General features: G+C 38.6%; 14 protein-coding genes. 6 read left to right on the forward strand and 8 right to left on the reverse strand.

The genetic code is table 11. From position 1 onward, the window contains the following. The 8 genes from ACN1CD_RS13895 to ACN1CD_RS13930 form a co-directional block, all read right to left on the reverse strand. Positions 1–630, reverse strand: coding sequence for a hypothetical protein (locus ACN1CD_RS13895; protein ID WP_419130987.1), 630 nt, complete (start codon positions 628–630; stop codon positions 1–3). A gap of 24 nt (positions 631–654) precedes the next feature. Continuing rightward, the gene (locus ACN1CD_RS13900; protein WP_419130988.1) at positions 655–1,134 is read right to left on the reverse strand and encodes a hypothetical protein; all 480 of its coding nucleotides are present in this window, start codon (positions 1,132–1,134) and stop codon (positions 655–657) included. Between the two features lie 5 nt (positions 1,135–1,139). Beyond that, positions 1,140–2,402 (reverse strand): restriction endonuclease subunit S, encoded by a 1,263-nt coding sequence (locus tag ACN1CD_RS13905; protein ID WP_419130989.1) that lies wholly within the window; start codon positions 2,400–2,402, stop codon positions 1,140–1,142. Continuing rightward, positions 2,396–4,903 carry an N-6 DNA methylase gene (locus tag ACN1CD_RS13910; protein WP_419130990.1) on the reverse strand — a complete coding sequence of 836 codons (2,508 nt, stop codon included), beginning with the start codon at positions 4,901–4,903 and terminating at the stop codon, positions 2,396–2,398. Before ACN1CD_RS13910 ends, ACN1CD_RS13905 begins: the two co-directional genes overlap by 7 nt. Before the next feature lie 368 nt (positions 4,904–5,271). Then, positions 5,272–5,430 carry a hypothetical protein gene (locus tag ACN1CD_RS13915; protein ID WP_419130991.1) on the reverse strand — a complete coding sequence of 53 codons (159 nt, stop codon included), beginning with the start codon at positions 5,428–5,430 and terminating at the stop codon, positions 5,272–5,274. After that, on the reverse strand, positions 5,417–6,436 hold the full coding sequence (locus ACN1CD_RS13920; protein ID WP_419130992.1) for a virulence RhuM family protein: 1,020 nt from the start codon (positions 6,434–6,436) through the stop codon (positions 5,417–5,419). Before ACN1CD_RS13920 ends, ACN1CD_RS13915 begins: the two co-directional genes overlap by 14 nt. A gap of 1 nt (position 6,437) precedes the next feature. Further along, complete coding sequence (locus tag ACN1CD_RS13925) at positions 6,438–6,725, reverse strand: hypothetical protein (protein ID WP_419130993.1); 288 nt, start codon at positions 6,723–6,725, stop codon at positions 6,438–6,440. Between the two features lie 175 nt (positions 6,726–6,900). Next, a complete protein-coding gene (locus ACN1CD_RS13930) occupies positions 6,901–7,719 on the reverse strand; it encodes a hypothetical protein (RefSeq protein ID WP_419130994.1) in 819 nt (272 codons plus the stop codon). 1,355 nt (positions 7,720–9,074) lie between these two features. Between ACN1CD_RS13930 and purH the strand changes: the two genes are divergently transcribed. From purH to mrdA, 6 genes are all read left to right on the forward strand, one after another. Continuing rightward, positions 9,075–10,601, forward strand: coding sequence for a bifunctional phosphoribosylaminoimidazolecarboxamide formyltransferase/IMP cyclohydrolase (gene purH / locus ACN1CD_RS13935; protein WP_419130995.1), 1,527 nt, complete (start codon positions 9,075–9,077; stop codon positions 10,599–10,601). 172 nt (positions 10,602–10,773) lie between these two features. Further along, the gene (locus ACN1CD_RS13940) at positions 10,774–11,796 is read left to right on the forward strand and encodes a rod shape-determining protein (protein WP_010601761.1); all 1,023 of its coding nucleotides are present in this window, start codon (positions 10,774–10,776) and stop codon (positions 11,794–11,796) included. Between the two features lie 36 nt (positions 11,797–11,832). Beyond that, complete coding sequence (locus ACN1CD_RS13945; RefSeq protein WP_419130996.1) at positions 11,833–12,204, forward strand: four helix bundle protein; 372 nt, start codon at positions 11,833–11,835, stop codon at positions 12,202–12,204. Between the two features lie 59 nt (positions 12,205–12,263). Beyond that, entirely contained in the window at positions 12,264–13,103 is an 840-nt protein-coding gene (gene mreC, locus ACN1CD_RS13950) for a rod shape-determining protein MreC (protein ID WP_419130997.1), read from the forward strand. Continuing rightward, positions 13,096–13,611, forward strand: a complete 516-nt coding sequence (locus ACN1CD_RS13955; RefSeq protein ID WP_419130998.1) for a rod shape-determining protein MreD — start codon at positions 13,096–13,098, stop codon at positions 13,609–13,611. The genes mreC and ACN1CD_RS13955 overlap by 8 nt, the downstream gene beginning before the upstream one ends. After that, positions 13,611–15,620, forward strand: coding sequence for a penicillin-binding protein 2 (gene mrdA, locus ACN1CD_RS13960; protein ID WP_419130999.1), 2,010 nt, complete (start codon positions 13,611–13,613; stop codon positions 15,618–15,620). Before ACN1CD_RS13955 ends, mrdA begins: the two co-directional genes overlap by 1 nt.

A 15,620-nucleotide genomic window follows, 5' to 3' on the forward strand; every position in this document is an offset into this window, starting at 1 on the left:
TTAGTGGTTAATTTGATGCCATCTTTCTTCCCAACGATTTAAAATATAATCGGCTAAATTTGGGACTGGATGATTTGGATTAGCATTATTATACTTGCCATGTTGGTAGAATGCATAGCCGGATGGTGTAAGCAAAGTATTTTCGTGGAGTTCATGCAAAGTGCAGTATCGCCGAACAGGGCGCCAAATGCGATTCCAGAAAGTCGGGCCATTTCCCCTAGTTAGATAAACATTTTTAATGCTGGGGTAATTTTCCAATAAAGAAACAATTTCTATAAAAGTATGTTCATGAAAATCATTTGCAATTTTGTCATCGCTATATCCCCCCATGACTGCGTCATGTTCAGGTCTATTTGCATCTCCAATACAACTAATTAAATCTGTAATAGCAATTTTATGCCTCTTACAGAATTTTTTCCACTCGTATGGATCAGCATTTAACAAACTTGGTTCGCCGTACAAACGCGGCAAAATATCCCAGAAATAATTATTTTGTGTCCTCCCATAAAACCATTGAGCTTGGTTATTCGCTGGCCAAGCAGGGTTAAAAGTGCCAACGATTAAAGTAGTTGGTTGAAAATCTAAATTATCTAAATTTAAATCTTCGATAAATTTGTGGTTACAAGGCATTTTGAGCGTTTATTTTGTTTAAAATCAGCCGTTTTTACTATCCATCCAAAACTTTATATTTTCTTTAAGATAAAAGGACTTATAATTATGATTTTTAGTTTGATCTACCCAAAGTTTCATTACAACCGGATAGGTATCAAAATAAAACTGCATTCCACTTTGCCAAGCGCTCCAAATCTGAGTACTGAATTTTTTCTGCTTTTTCCAATAATACTGTTCTGCACATAAATTGAAGTAATCAATTAAAACAATGTACATAGTTTTGTTCTCAATTTTAGACGAGGTAGCCTTCAACTGTTCAATAGTCTCTATTCCTTCCAGTTTAGTTAAACTGTCATTCAGATCATCGTAGCGCTTATTAAATTCACTAAAAAGATCCTTTTCCATTTTTTGACGATTGATTTTAAGATTGACAGTGTTAAACCAAAAGGTAACGAAAAGCGTAGTAATCCCCAATATAAGTGTAACTACAACCTGTGGATTTTCTAGTAAATATTCTTTCATAATTATCAAATTAATCTAGTTTTACCCGTCAGCAATTCCTGCATCATCCCTTGTTTTACCTTTCTCGCTTTGCCAAGTTGCCCTTCCAAAGCTTCCAGCTCCGCATCCATATCCGATAATATCCTGGCGATGCGGGTTTGCTCGGGGAGGGCTGGTAATGGAATTTCTGTATTTCTAAATTCTGACATTCCCACCAAGTTTTTCATTGCTCCTCCTTGAGTGTCATCAATAATTTTTGATTGTATTGTATCATATTGAAATATATGTCCAAAATACCCGAAATCAATGATTGTAGAATTAAGCCTTATAATCAAAAGAGCCTGATTAATAATACCTTTTTGAAATATTTGCGGTATCCTAAATAGCTTTCCAATAGTGCCTGAACAACTAAGAATAAAATCATTAGCCTTAATTTCAAATCTTCCTAATTCTTTAAATTTAGCAGTATCAACAAAATACTTTCCTAAGTGAACTGATTTATAGATTGCATTTTTTTGCTCATAAACTTTATATCCGTTTTTGACAAAAAATTCCTTCTTCAAAGCACCGCCAAATGGACCTCTAATCAATCCTCCGTCTATAGTTACCTCTCCCAACTTCTTCACTTCCCAATCCTCCTTAGGCGACAACAATTCCTGCATTGCCCCGTGTTTGATGAGGCGTTTTTTGGCGATGAGTTGCTCCAGGTTTTCTATCCACGCATCGGCATCACTCAAGGCTTCCGCTATTGCTTCTTGTTCGGGTAAGGGCGGAAGGGGAATGGAAATTTTTTTAAATGTAGTTGTAGCTTGAGCAATTGCCGGAACTCCTGTATGTCCTTTTGTTTCAGTTATAATGTTTTGTCCCTTATTAGAATGAAAGAAGTATACAAGAAATTCTGGTATAACTCTTTTCTTATTTAATGTAAATCTGAATTGACTTTGGGATATCACATATTCTTTATATTCTGAATCCTGAGGAATATATGCAATCTGACCTATTGTTCCTCGATGCGTAACTACAATATCTCCACGCTTAGCTACGGCTTTTTTTAAATCCTTAGCTTTTTCATTACTAACAAAATTAGAATGTCTACTTTTTAACTTAATGCAACTGACGTTATAACCATTTAAGACAGGAACTCCCTTATCAACAAAGTTTGAAACTTTTATATCTGAACCAAATGGACCCATTGAAATTTCTGTAATAACTTCTTCAATTGTTTTTATATCCCAATTGTCCGGAATTAATCCAATTTCTGTCTGCTTCATCGTATTTTCCTTTACCATACCAATCCCATTTTTTGCAGGTGAGACAATACTTTTTGCGAAGCTTCCGCTGTCTTGATTTCCAAAGTAGGCAAAGCCTGTTGGTAGCGGTCTGCCAATTCCTTAATGCGTTGCGTAAGGTTTTGGCTCAGCTTTTCCTGTTCGCTTTGCAATGCCTGTTGCAATACGGGTGTCCATTTGTGGTTAATCACCATATCTTTTATTTCGGCTTCGGTTAATAATGGATATTGCGCCACCACTTTTACTTCCAAATTCTCTTTTGCTATTTTTATCAGTTTGGTAATGCCACCCAAAGCTTCCTGTGTATCAATATAGTTTTTAATGTATTTCAATTCTTCCTTAGAGGCATTATCGGCTTTACGTTCTTTGTAAAAGTCTTTTACATTTTTAAGGTTAATTTTTTCCAAATCACTGAAAATGCCTTCCTCTCCGCTGTTTTCCTCTTCTATTTCCGCAAGAGCTTCCTGCGTAAGGTTCAGTTGATTTTCTAAATCCTGCAAACTGTCATTTTGTTCCTTAAAGAAATAATGGATCATCATTTCCGGCGTGACCATTCTGCCTTCAATACCTGCCAAACCTGCAATCTCCTTGTCCTGTGCCGTTTTGCCGTCTTTTCCTTTTTTGCCTTTGATGACCAGTCGGGTGTATTCGTTTCCTGCCGTCCAGCCGTCTAAAGCAATCGAATAAAAATCGTCCTGCATCACTTCGTTCCAGTATTGCATCAGGTGTTGGTACATCTCATAACGATTCACCAAAGCATTGTTTTCAAAATGGCTCAGTATGGTTTGCGCCGATGTTTCTATGGCCTCTTTTACCGCAAAACCTTTATCTAAAGCATTCCATTCCGTTTGCTGTTCGTGCAACCATTTATCAAAAGCGGTGTGCATTTTTGTATTGAAGACTACAAATTCGGGATGATTGAAAATGGTGGTTTTAATGGTTTCCGCAGGTACTTTTAATTCAAAATAACCTGCTCTTGCCGGATTGAACAAATCGGCTTTCAGCGAAGGGAACAAATCCCAATACGCCTGCAAACCAGCCACATCTTTCTGCGGAATGCCACCCGACAAATGCCCCGCCAAATCCTGAATGTCTTCGGCTTCCTGCGTATCAATATACCGTGGAATGTTGAGGTTGTAATCGTTTTTAGGGTTGGCAATTTCCGTCATCGACACCATTCTGCTAAACTTAGGCACTTCTGCAAAAGCATCAAACACATCGGTAATCTTACGAATATCCTGCTCCCGCAATCGGTTTTTATTGCCGTCCTTCACAAAGCCTTTACTCGCATCAATCATAAACAAACCTTTGCGGTGTTCGGCATTTTCTTTATCCAGCACAATAATACAAGCCGGAATGCCCGTACCATAAAACAAGTTGGCAGGCAAACCGATAATAGCTTTAATATACCCTTTCTTTAAAATGTTTTTACGGATTTCGCCCTCTGCATTTCCACGGAACAAAACACCGTGAGGCAATACTACTGCGCCTTTTCCACTGGCTTTTAAGGATTGTAAAATGTGTAATAGGAAAGCATAATCGCCATTTTTTTCAGGTGGAATACCAAGTTCAAAACGATTATAAGGATCATTGTCAACATTTACACTACTACTCCAGTTTTTTAATGAGAATGGAGGATTAGCAACAACAAAATCAAATTGTCTTAATATATCAGAAGAGTTTGTTCTCCCTGATAATATAGACTCAGGATCATTTTTTATTGGTTTTGAAATATCAACTGGAATTGTGGTGATATACGCTGGTCTTGAAAGAGTATTATCTGCAGTAATAGTTGCAGTCTCAGCACCGTGCAGAATCATATTCATTCGTGCTAAATTCGCTGTAGTCGTTTCTTTTTCCTGTCCGTATAGGTCAATGTTTTTACCTGCTTCATTCATCACTTTCAGCAACAGCGAACCTGAACCACAGGTCGGGTCATAAGCCATTGTTTGGTGCGAAGAATTGTTTTGGTTAATGCCAATCACTTTCGCCAATACTCTCGAAACTTCGGCAGGTGTATAAAACTGGCCTTTCGATTTACCGCTTTCGGTAGCAAAATGGCGCATCAAGTATTCGTACGCATCGCCTAAGATATCGTCGCCTTCGGCAGAGTTTCCGGAGAAATCCAAACTAGGATCGTTAAAAATACGCACCAGATTGGAAACCGTATCTACTAAGTCTTTGCCTTTACCTAATTTGCTTTCGTCATTAAAATCAGGGAAGTCATTGAGTTTATTAGCTTCCTTAATCGGATTGAGGATTTGCTTGTTGATCTTATCGCCAATTTCCGCATTCCCGATCAAATCCACCATATCATCAAAAGATGCACCCTCTGGAACGGTGATTGCACCGAATGGATCGCCTTTGTATTTATCCGAAATGTACTTCACAAATAACATCGTGAGTACATAATCTTTATATTGTGAGGCATCCATCCCGCCCCGTAATTCATCACAACTTGCCCATAATGAGCTATATAATTCTGATTTTTTAATTGCCATTAAAATTAATTGTTAAAGGCCTAAAATAACGATTAGGGATGACTATATCATAGATTAAATAATCTCTAATAGCTTACTGATAAATAACATGTTACGTAATTAATTAATATGGCAAAAGTTATTAAATACCAGCAATCACGAAATTGAGCATAAACAGTTCGCTAAAATTACGGTTTCCCGTATCTCCCAATGACAAAAGTGTATTAACCTATCTTTAAATTAAAACTCAGACTAAAATAACAGCAAACTCACCCCTCCTCTACCGCCCAGCTTAACTTATCCCCCTGTTCAATTACCTCGCTTTCCAATTAGGTTGCCCCACAAAATGGACGATTACACCATCCTTTACATGCAAGGCGTGAATAATTTTACCCGCATAATAACGTCGGTCGCCAGAGCGGGCCGTACCGGTAAAAATGAAATGCCCATGGTGAAGATTGAAGCTTTATCACCCTTGTGGTATTTCCCATCCATTCTACATCAGAATCTTTATAGGCATCATATTTCTTCAGCTTAATTTCCATCATTCTTCTTTTTAAGCTGTTTAGTGGTTTGTTCTAAATGCTTTAAGAAGTCTTGCTCTGCTTTAGAGAGTTCGTTTTTCAGGCTCTCTTTATAGCTGGTGTATTCTTCTTTGGCTTTGTTTAAAGCTTGTTGGTGGCTAACCGTACCGGCATGGGTTAAAATATCATTACCCGTCATTTGCAAAAAGTCGTCAACTCGTTGTAGCCAATCTTGCATGTGCATGGGTTTGCGGTTTAAGGCTTGTAATTCGGCTACCTCCAAATAAGCCGTTACCATTCGGTTAAGCACGTTGAGTTCTTGCTCGTTTAAATAATTTTTAGCTACGGCAATTTCTTGTTGCGTAGGCTGTACGCCCTTAAAATTGGTTAAACCTAAAAAAGGTTTTGCAGCATCAATTCTTCTATAAACCACTTCTGCAGCAGTTTGTCCATGTGCTGCCCAATGCATTTTGTTTTGTATGGTTTTAAAAAAGGTTTGCGAGGTTTCGGTATTAGGGTCGTAATCTATACTGGTGGCATACACGTCCAATATCTTGCGCCAAAATACTTTTTCAGAAGAACGAATGTCTCTAATGCGAGCCAATAACTCTTCAAAGTAATCCCCACCACCTGCTTGTTTCAGCAATTCATCGTTCATGGTAAAGCCTTTTACCAAATATTCCCGTAACCGGGCTGTTGCCCATTGCCTAAACTTAGTCCCTTGTAAGCTTTTTACGCGATAGCCTACAGAGATAATCACATCGAGATTGTAATAAGTTGTTTCAACTTCCTGGGTTTTATCTGCAATTGCACCATGTAGAGTGGTATGTCGGAATTTCCGACTTACCAATTCTTTATTTAATTCCTCTTCCTTAAATATATTGCCGATGTGTTCTGTAATGGTTGTTCTGGCTTTGCCAAATAACGCTGCCATTTGCGCTTGTGTTAGCCAAACGGTTTCGTTTTCTAAACGGGTTTGTATTTTGGTTTGCCCGTCTTCAGATTGGTATAAAATTAATTCTGAATTCATATTAAGCAAGGTTTAAAATTTCACGGATTAAACCATCACGCTCATTTTCAAATGCTAAAATATCGGCTGTTACTAATTCAATTGCATCAGCATCTTCTTCTTCGTCCCGGTAACTTTTAAGTTTTATACCGAAACGGGAATCGATTACATCTTTATCATCTTTGATGTATTGCTGCTCACTTGCCCAACTTTTACCATAAGGCGGATTCGACAACATAAAACCGAACGTTGTTCCTGCAAATTCATCTGTTGATATGGAAACTAATTTATTAAGTACAGCAGTGTTCATATATGATTTTAAGGCTACAAAGTAGCATTTTTTTTTAACGATTAAACTAAATATCACGGATAAAACAAGAGTCAAATTTGAGATTTTTTTTAGATACGCTATACGGTTTCCCGTACCCTATACAAAAATAAACTAATCTATTTTTAATTAAAACCCAAACTAAATCATAACAAACTTACTCCTCCTCAACCGCCCAGCTTAACTTATCCCCCTGCTCCACTACCTCGCTTTTAACTTTAGGCTGCGCCACAAAATCGACGATTACACCATCCTTTACATGCAGGGCGTGAATAATCTTACCCGCATAATAACGCCGATCGCAAGAGCGGGCCGTACCTGTAAAAAATGAAATGCCCATGGCGAAGATTAAAGCCTTATCACACTTATGATTCAGGCTTAAGGCTAAGACTGTTTTCGGGAAATGGCTATTGCTTAAGGGTATAACCAGGTCATTGACTTCAATAATTTCGTAGCCGCCGGTATCATCCAGGTCGAAATGAAAGCCCATAACCTGTAACCGTGCTTCGGTAGCCTTAGGATGCGGTTTCAGGAGCGATTCTATTTCGCCCTTAGGCAGAATAAGTTTTACTAATCCATCAGGTTCTATGCGCAAATCCGATTCGCTAAGCCATAACTGTTCCAGGGGTTTGCTGCTGTTAAATTCGAAACCCTTAAGCAAGGCAATATCACCATCAATCAATTTTTTCTTTCCTGCGTGTTCCGCTGGGATGGTTTTAAAGATTTCGATAAAACGCTTGTTCAGGCGATTCAGGAGATCGTCATAGGCATATAGCTTCACCAGCGGTGCAAATGCTTTACGAATGTAGGATGCATTTCTACTAGCCGCTCCAAAATCTTTAGCACTTTTTCGGCTATTTTCAGTAAGTGTGTAATTCGCAGCCTTATGCCGCACAACATCTTTCTTTCCCCTTTTATAAAAAACAAGATCTCCAAGTTGCCCCGAAAATCGAACAATCCCATTTACTCTGGCCATAATTAATTATATTTGTGTAACCAAGGGATTGATCACTCCAATATAGCAATTTTCTGCTTTTTAAGCATATAAATTTTCATTTCAAACCCACCTCTAGTCCACCTTTGGTCTACCTTTTGTCCACCTCTCACCTATACCACCTTAGTATCTACGACCAGTATGCGTCAGGTCTGCTTCGTATGCGCATTACTTCGGGCCGAAGAAAACGCAAGAATTCTTCGCTGCGCGCTAAATAACAGGAAGATCAGAATGGAACAGATCCTGAATCAAGTTCAGGAAGACGACCGTTTTAACCCACCGTTCATGCGAAGATCCAAAGCCCATCTTCTGAACAAAACCTTGTAAAGTTAAATTTGCACTTCGCTATTGCCCCCCTGTCATCCGGCCTGGGAAATGATGGAAGGAGAAAACGTTTAAAGCTTCCCCACAAACTTTCATCCCCCAACAACCCAAGGCAGCGCGTACTCTCCCGATTTTTCATCGGGTGCTTGTGCTGCCGAAATAAAGCTTTAACGAATTTATCCAACAGCAGTTCCAAGCCTTGATGTTATTCATAAGTTTTTCATGTCTTTATAGGCATTCATGAGCTCGCAGAAAAGCTCGGTTTTGTTACTTTTTTGATCAAGCAAAAAAGTAAGAGCCCTTCGGCGGCTAGCCGAGGCAAGCCAGCGCAGCTGGAAAGTTTTCTGCAAGTGACGACACCTTCGATAGGTTAATGAAATTAGTGTTAGCAAGTAAAAACGCAAGAATTTTCGGTGTATCCTTAAAAACAAGAAGTTAGGAACGAAACAGATCCTGAATCAAGCTCAGGAAGACGACCATTTTAATCCACCGTTCATACCAACGCGAAAAGCCACCTAACCCAGAAAGAAACCTTATAAATTTAATTTCGCACTTCGCTATTACCACCCTGCTCACCGGCCTGGGAAATGATGGAAGGAGAAAACGTTTAAAGCTTCCCCACAAACTTTCATCCCCCTCCACAACCCAAGGCAGCGCGTTCTCTCCCGATTTTTCATCGGGTGCTTGTGCTGCCGAAATAAAGCTTTAACGAATTTATCCAACAGCAGTTCCAAGCCTTGATTTTTTTGTTACTTTTTTGATCAAGCAAAAAAGTAAGAGCCCTTCGGCGGCCAGCCGAGGCAGGCCAGCGCAGCTGGAAAGTTTTCTGCAGGTAATGACACCAGCCGATATATTAGAACGTTTTTGTGGGTGAGCCACTAACCAAAGGTTCATTGAGCACTACCAATCACCAGCACAATCAGCCATCAACAAACACCAATATTTTTTACTCACAGAACATACCAAAAAACCAATCCACTTTTACTACCTTTGCGGCTCAAAATTCACAGTAAATGAGTCAGTCAATTAAGATTAAAAACGCTTTAATTTCAGTATATTACAAAGATGGTTTAGCGCCACTGGTAAAATTGTTAGCCGCCCAGGGGGTTCAATTATTCTCTACCGGTGGAACAGAACAATTTATTAAAGATTTAAATTTACCAGTTACAGCTGTTGAAGATCTAACTGGCTACCCATCAATTTTAGGCGGTCGCGTAAAAACATTACACCCTAAAGTTTTCGGTGGAATTTTAAATCGCAGGGCTTTAACCGGCGATCAGGAACAAATTGCTGAATATGAAATTCCTGAAATTGACTTAGTAATTGTTGATTTATATCCCTTCGAAGAAACCGTAAAAGCAGGTGGAACACCAGAAGAAATCATCGAAAAAATTGACATCGGTGGCATTTCTTTAATTCGTGCAGCTGCCAAAAACTTTAATGATGTGGTGATCATCGCATCTAAAAACGACTACACAACTCTACAAACTCAGCTAGAAGAACAAAACGGTGAAACAACTTTAGCACAACGTAAATCTTTCGCTAAAACCGCTTTCCATACTTCTTCCCATTACGATACCGCCATCTTCAACTATTTTAATGAAGAAGAACCGCTGGATGTTTTTAAACAAAGCGTTACACAAGCAAAAACACTTCGTTACGGCGAAAACCCACACCAGGGTGCCGTATTTTATGGCGATTTAGATGCCATGTTTACCAAACTTAATGGAAAAGAACTTTCCTACAATAACCTGGTAGATGTTGATGCGGCTGTTGCCTTAATCGACGAATTTGAAGACCCGACTTTTGCCATTTTAAAACACACCAATGCTTGTGGTATTGCCTCTCGCCCAACCGTAAAACAAGCTTGGATTGATGCATTGGCTTGCGATCCGGTTTCTGCTTTTGGAGGTGTTTTAATTACCAATGTGGAAGTTGATTTAGCAACTGCTGAAGAAATTAACAACTTATTTTTCGAAGTATTAATTGCACCCGCTTACCAACCAGAAGCGGTAGAATTGTTTAGCAAAAAGAAAAACCGCGTAATTTTACAACGCAACGAGGTTGAGTTGAGCAAAAAACAATTCAAGACTTTATTAAACGGTGTTATTGAGCAGGATAAAGATTTAATTATCGAAGGTCCGGAGCAAATGACCACCGTTACCGAAAAAACACCAACCGAACAAGAATTAAAAGACTTATATTTCGCTAATAAAATTGTGAAACACACCAAATCCAACACTATTGTTTTGGTAAAAAATGATGTCTTAATTGCAAGCGGTATTGGTCAAACTTCACGTGTTGATGCTTTAAGACAAGCCATCGACAAAGCTGCTTCATTCGGATTCAGTGTAGAAGGTTGCGCAATGGCATCAGATGCCTTCTTCCCTTTCCCTGATTGTGTGGAAATTGCTGCCGAAGCCGGAATTACTGCTGTTTTACAACCAGGTGGATCAATTAAAGATGCAGATTCTGTTGCAAAAGCAAACGAAAAAGGCATTGCAATGGTAACTACAGGTATTAGACACTTTAAACACTAGTTTAGGTGTTTGGTTGATTAGATGGTTAGTTGTTTAGGTATTTCGCCCAAAACGAAAAAACCAAAAACCAAAAACCTAACCAACCAAAAAACTAACAGACTAAACAATAAAAAAGCTATTTTTACATTAGGAATAGTATAGATTTAACATTTAAAGAAAATATAACTCATACATGGGATTATTCAATTGGTTTACGCAGGAAGTAGCCATCGATTTAGGTACTGCGAATACCCTGATTATACATAACGACAAAGTTGTAGTGGATGAACCATCTATTGTAGCTTTCGATCGTACGACAAACAAAGTTATTGCTATCGGCCGTCAGGCGATGCAAATGGAGGGTAAAACCCACGATAATATTAAAACCGTTCGTCCTTTAAAAGATGGTGTAATTGCCGATTTCAACGCTGCTGAAGCGATGATTAAAGGAATGATCCGGATGTTAAATGGTGGTAAAGGCTGGATGTTTCCATCTTTACGAATGGTAATCTGTATACCATCAGGAATTACTGAAGTAGAAAAACGTGCAGTACGAGATTCTGCTGAGATTGCCGGAGCAAAAGAAGTTTACCTAATTCATGAGCCTATGGCTGCTGCGGTAGGTATTGGAATCGACGTAGAAGAACCAATGGGCAACATGATTATCGATATAGGCGGTGGTACTACAGAAATTGCCGTTATTGCCTTATCAGGTATTGTTTGCGATCAATCTATCCGCGTTGCCGGAGATAACTTCGATTCAGATATCGTGAACTACATCCGTCGCCAGCACAACATTATGATTGGTGACCGTACCGCTGAGAAAATTAAAATTGAAGTAGGTGCTGCTTTACCTGAATTACAGGACGCACCCGCAGACTTCGCCGTTCAGGGTCGTGATTTAATGACTGGTGTTCCAAAACAAATTACGGTTTCTTATACCGAGATTGCACATTGTTTAGATAAATCGATCTCTAAAATTGAAGAAGCAATTCTAAAAGCATTAGAGATTACCCCTCCGGAGCTTTCTGCAGATATTTATCAAACCGGTATTTATTTAACAGGTGGTGGTGCGTTGTTAAGAGGCTTGGATAAACGTGTTGCGGCAAAAACGAAATTACCAGTACACGTTGCCGAAGATCCACTTCGCGCCGTAGTTCGTGGAACAGGTATCGCCTTGAAAAACATTGGTGGCTATAAATTCTTAATGCAATAAGCACATTTACGAATGTAGATTTTAGATTGACGATTGATGAATAGCGAGACGTTAAAAATTAGAACCAAGGCGTATTCTATCTCAATAGGAAAGTTAATCAATTCTTTACCATACAATATTTTAAATAAAAATTATTCAAATCAACTGGTTCGATGCTCAAGCTCTGTAGGTGCAAACTACAGGGCAGCATGTAGAGCCAAATCTACAGCTGACTTTTTGAATAAACTAAAAATTGTAGAAGAAGAATTAGATGAATCGATGTTTTTTCTTGAGTTGTTGGAAAAATTTAACCCTGATTTAAAAGTAGAGATGCTTAAAAACTGGAAAGAAGGAAATGAATTACTTTCAATTATAGTTTCTTCCATTATTACTATCAGAAAAAACGAACAAAATCGTAAAACATCTTAAATCTGGATTGGAAACTATGCAGGCAATCTTAAATCGTAAATCTAAATCCGTAAATTAGCATGCGTAACCTTTGGATATTCGTCAGTAGATACAACGCATTTTTCTTATTTATTATCTTCTTTCTAATCGGGATTTACCTCACAGTAAAAAACAATTCCTATCAAAGAAGCGTAACCCTGAATTCTTCTAACGAAGTAGTGGGCAACGCATATGAAAGGTTAAATATTTTTAAAAGATATTTAAATCTCGGAATGGTGAATGATAGTTTAGCAGCCGAAAATGCGAAACTTAAAGGACAGCTTCTGGTTCTAACCACGATAGATACCGCTAAAGATGTAAAAGTTGTGGATACCTTAACAGATCAGCAATACACTTATCTCGCTGCCAAAGTGGTTAAAAACTCCATCACATTGCGCAACAACATCATGACGATTAATAAAGGAAGTATCGACGGAATTAAAAGCGGAATGGCCGTAATTGCACCTCAACGTGGTGTGGTTGGCTTCATCCGTGATGTTTCCGAACACCTCGCTACCATTCAGTCGCTGCTTCACAAAGATACCCGAATCAGCGTAACGCTGAAGAAAAACCATGCCTTGGGCTCTTTAGTTTGGGGCGATGGCAATTTCGATATTAAAAAAGTTTTTATAAAGGAAGTACCCAATCACATTAAAATGTATGTTGGCGATTCGGTTGTTACTTCAGGATTTGGGTCATTCCCTGCCGGCATTTTTGTAGGAAAAATCACCAAACCCAATGTGGCCACCAATGATAATTTCTTATCTGGCGAAGTAAATTTAGTTACCGATTTTAGTACGTTGCAATATGTTTACGTGATAAAAGATAAAAAAGCCGAAGAACAAAAGGCTTTAGAAAGTTTAGTTAAACCGAATGAATAGCAGAATCATAATCGTAAATATAATCAGGTGGTTTATCCTGCTTTTTGTTCAGATTTTTCTGCTCAAAAATATGGGTTTTTACGACCTCTCTACCCCATTTATTTACATCCTCTTTTTATTGCTCCTGCCCTTCGGCATACCTAATATTTTGCTTTATCTACTGGCATTTGGAACGGGCTTAACACTCGATGCATTTTACGATACCATGGGAGTGCATGCTACGGCATGTGTAGTGCTCGCCTTTGTAAGAGTATCATTTATTTCGATAAGTTTAAATCGCGACGCAATTGATGACCCTGAACCATCGTTAAGTTATATGGGTTTCCAGTGGTTTTCACTTTATGCTTTTCTTTGTGTTATTGCCCATCATTTGGTGCTGTTCTTTTTAGAAACATTCAGGTTAACTGAAATTGGTTATACCTTAATGAGATGCGGCTTAAGTTGTATCTTTACACTGCTTATTATTTTTTTAGTAGAGTTTATCTTCTATAAAAGAACTTCCCGCTAATGGATCAATTATTCAACAGAAAATATATCATTCAAGGATTATTCATCGTAATCGCCATCATCTTACTGGGGAAATTATTCTATATCCAGATTGTAAGCGATAAATACTTTCTTTCTGCAGAGAGTAATGTTTTACGTAAAATTTATAAATACCCTGCACGTGGCGCTATTTTAGATCGGAACATGAAAGTAATCGTTCAGAATGAGCCTGTATACGATTTAATGGTTACACCAAGTGAGGTAAAAACCTTCGATACTTTAGCGCTGGCACAGGCACTGGAAATTTCTGTAGCAGATGTACGCAAGAATTTAAAAAAAGCAAGAGGAAAATCTACCTATCAGTCTACCCCCTTTCTAAAACAAATCTCTGTTCAAAGTTATGCTCGCCTGCAAGAAACACTTTACCGTTTTCCCGGATTTAGAACGCAAGACAGAACCATCAGGCATTATCCTGATAGTGTAGGTGGACAGTTATTTGGCTATGTTAAAGAAGTAGACAGTGCAGATATTGCCAATTCTGAAGGTTACTACAAACCTGGCGATTATAAAGGTAAAAGCGGTCTGGAAAAATCCTACGAAGACATGCTACGGGGCGAAAAAGGAATTATAAATACCGTTTACGACGCACACAATACACCACAGGGAAGTTATGCTGATGGCAAATATGATGTGAACGCAGTATCTGGCGAGCGATTAATTTCTGGAATCGACATGAGGATTCAGAAGCTTGGTGAAGAGTTGATGAAAAATAAAGTAGGTGCCATCGTAGCCATCGAGCCTGCTACTGGCGAAATATTATCTTTTATCAGTAGCCCGGGCTATGATCCTAACCTTTTAGTAGGAAGAAATCAGGGAAATAACTACATGGAATTTATCGTAGGAAATCCCTATCGTCCATCTTTAGTGCGACCGATAATGGGTTATTATCCGCCAGGGTCATCTTTCAAACCGGTTGATGCACTTATTGGATTACAGGAAGGTGTGATTGATCCCAATACTACTTTTTTCTGCCCTCATTATTACCAGGCCGGAAACAGGAAAATTGGTTGCGAACACTTTGATGGTTCGATCAGTCTGCGTAGGGGAATTGCCCGTTCATGCAACACTTATTTCTGTTATGTTTTTCAGAAGCTGATTACCAAAAACGGCATGAAAAACCAAAGAAAAACCTACCAGGAATGGCGGGATAAAGTTGCGAAATTTGGCTTTGGCGAAAAACTCGATATTGATATGCCTTATGAAAGAAAGGGGTTTTTCTATAGTGCCGAACACTATGATAAAGAATATGGAAAAAGATGGGGATATACCAACGTAATTTCGCAAGCCATTGGTCAGGGTGAAATTACTGCAACCCCATTACAAATGGCCAATGCCATGGCCATTATTGCCAATCGTGGTTACTATATCAAACCACATTTAATTAAAGGAATGGGCGATAAAAACCTGGTAAGGAAAGAATACGTAGAAAAAAAATACGTTGGTGTTGATGCTAAACATTTCGAACCCGTAATTGATGGCATGCAGGATGCAGTGAACAGCAGTTGGGGAACAGCAATATTATCAAGAATACCTGATGTATTGCTCTGCGGAAAAACCGGAACAGTACAAAATCCACATGGTAAAAATCACTCCGTTTTTATTGGCTTTGCTCCGAGGGATAACCCGAAAATTGCCATTGCTGTAATTGTAGAAAATGCTGGTTTCGGAAGTACCTATGCAGCGCCAATTGCCAGTTACATGATTGAGAAATATTTAAAAGGCGAAGTTACAGGCTCCAGAGCTGCACAAGCAGAGTGGATGAAAAATCAGAACCTTTTACCAGTTTTAAAAGAAAAAACAAAAGCTGTAAAATTAACCAAAACGGATAGCTTATTAATAAAAAAAGCTGATTCCGTTAAAAGGATTAAAGATAGCATCAGAATAAAAGCCGCAACGGTAACACAAACGATTGCTACAAAGCCAAAGACTTTAAAACCAATAGTCACTGATAAACCAGTAACCAACAACTAG

It is taken from the genome of Pedobacter sp. N23S346 (genome assembly GCF_048515415.1).
Lineage (GTDB): Bacteria > Bacteroidota > Bacteroidia > Sphingobacteriales > Sphingobacteriaceae > Pedobacter.

What these genes read in the sequence shown, in the direction of transcription:
- ACN1CD_RS13895 (WP_419130987.1), bottom strand. Translation starts at nt 630, where the DNA reads ATGCCTTGTAACCACAAATTTATCGAAGATTTAAATTTAGATAATTTA.
- ACN1CD_RS13900 (WP_419130988.1), bottom strand. Translation starts at nt 1,134, where the DNA reads ATGAAAGAATATTTACTAGAAAATCCACAGGTTGTAGTTACACTTATA.
- ACN1CD_RS13905 (WP_419130989.1), bottom strand. Translation starts at nt 2,402, where the DNA reads ATGGTAAAGGAAAATACGATGAAGCAGACAGAAATTGGATTAATTCCG.
- ACN1CD_RS13910 (WP_419130990.1), bottom strand. Translation starts at nt 4,903, where the DNA reads ATGGCAATTAAAAAATCAGAATTATATAGCTCATTATGGGCAAGTTGT.
- ACN1CD_RS13915 (WP_419130991.1), bottom strand. Translation starts at nt 5,430, where the DNA reads ATGATGGAAATTAAGCTGAAGAAATATGATGCCTATAAAGATTCTGAT.
- ACN1CD_RS13920 (WP_419130992.1), bottom strand. Translation starts at nt 6,436, where the DNA reads ATGAATTCAGAATTAATTTTATACCAATCTGAAGACGGGCAAACCAAA.
- ACN1CD_RS13925 (WP_419130993.1), bottom strand. Translation starts at nt 6,725, where the DNA reads ATGAACACTGCTGTACTTAATAAATTAGTTTCCATATCAACAGATGAA.
- ACN1CD_RS13930 (WP_419130994.1), bottom strand. Translation starts at nt 7,719, where the DNA reads ATGGCCAGAGTAAATGGGATTGTTCGATTTTCGGGGCAACTTGGAGAT.
- purH (WP_419130995.1), top strand. Translation starts at nt 9,075, where the DNA reads ATGAGTCAGTCAATTAAGATTAAAAACGCTTTAATTTCAGTATATTAC.
- ACN1CD_RS13940 (WP_010601761.1), top strand. Translation starts at nt 10,774, where the DNA reads ATGGGATTATTCAATTGGTTTACGCAGGAAGTAGCCATCGATTTAGGT.
- ACN1CD_RS13945 (WP_419130996.1), top strand. Translation starts at nt 11,833, where the DNA reads ATGAATAGCGAGACGTTAAAAATTAGAACCAAGGCGTATTCTATCTCA.
- mreC (WP_419130997.1), top strand. Translation starts at nt 12,264, where the DNA reads ATGCGTAACCTTTGGATATTCGTCAGTAGATACAACGCATTTTTCTTA.
- ACN1CD_RS13955 (WP_419130998.1), top strand. Translation starts at nt 13,096, where the DNA reads ATGAATAGCAGAATCATAATCGTAAATATAATCAGGTGGTTTATCCTG.
- mrdA (WP_419130999.1), top strand. Translation starts at nt 13,611, where the DNA reads ATGGATCAATTATTCAACAGAAAATATATCATTCAAGGATTATTCATC.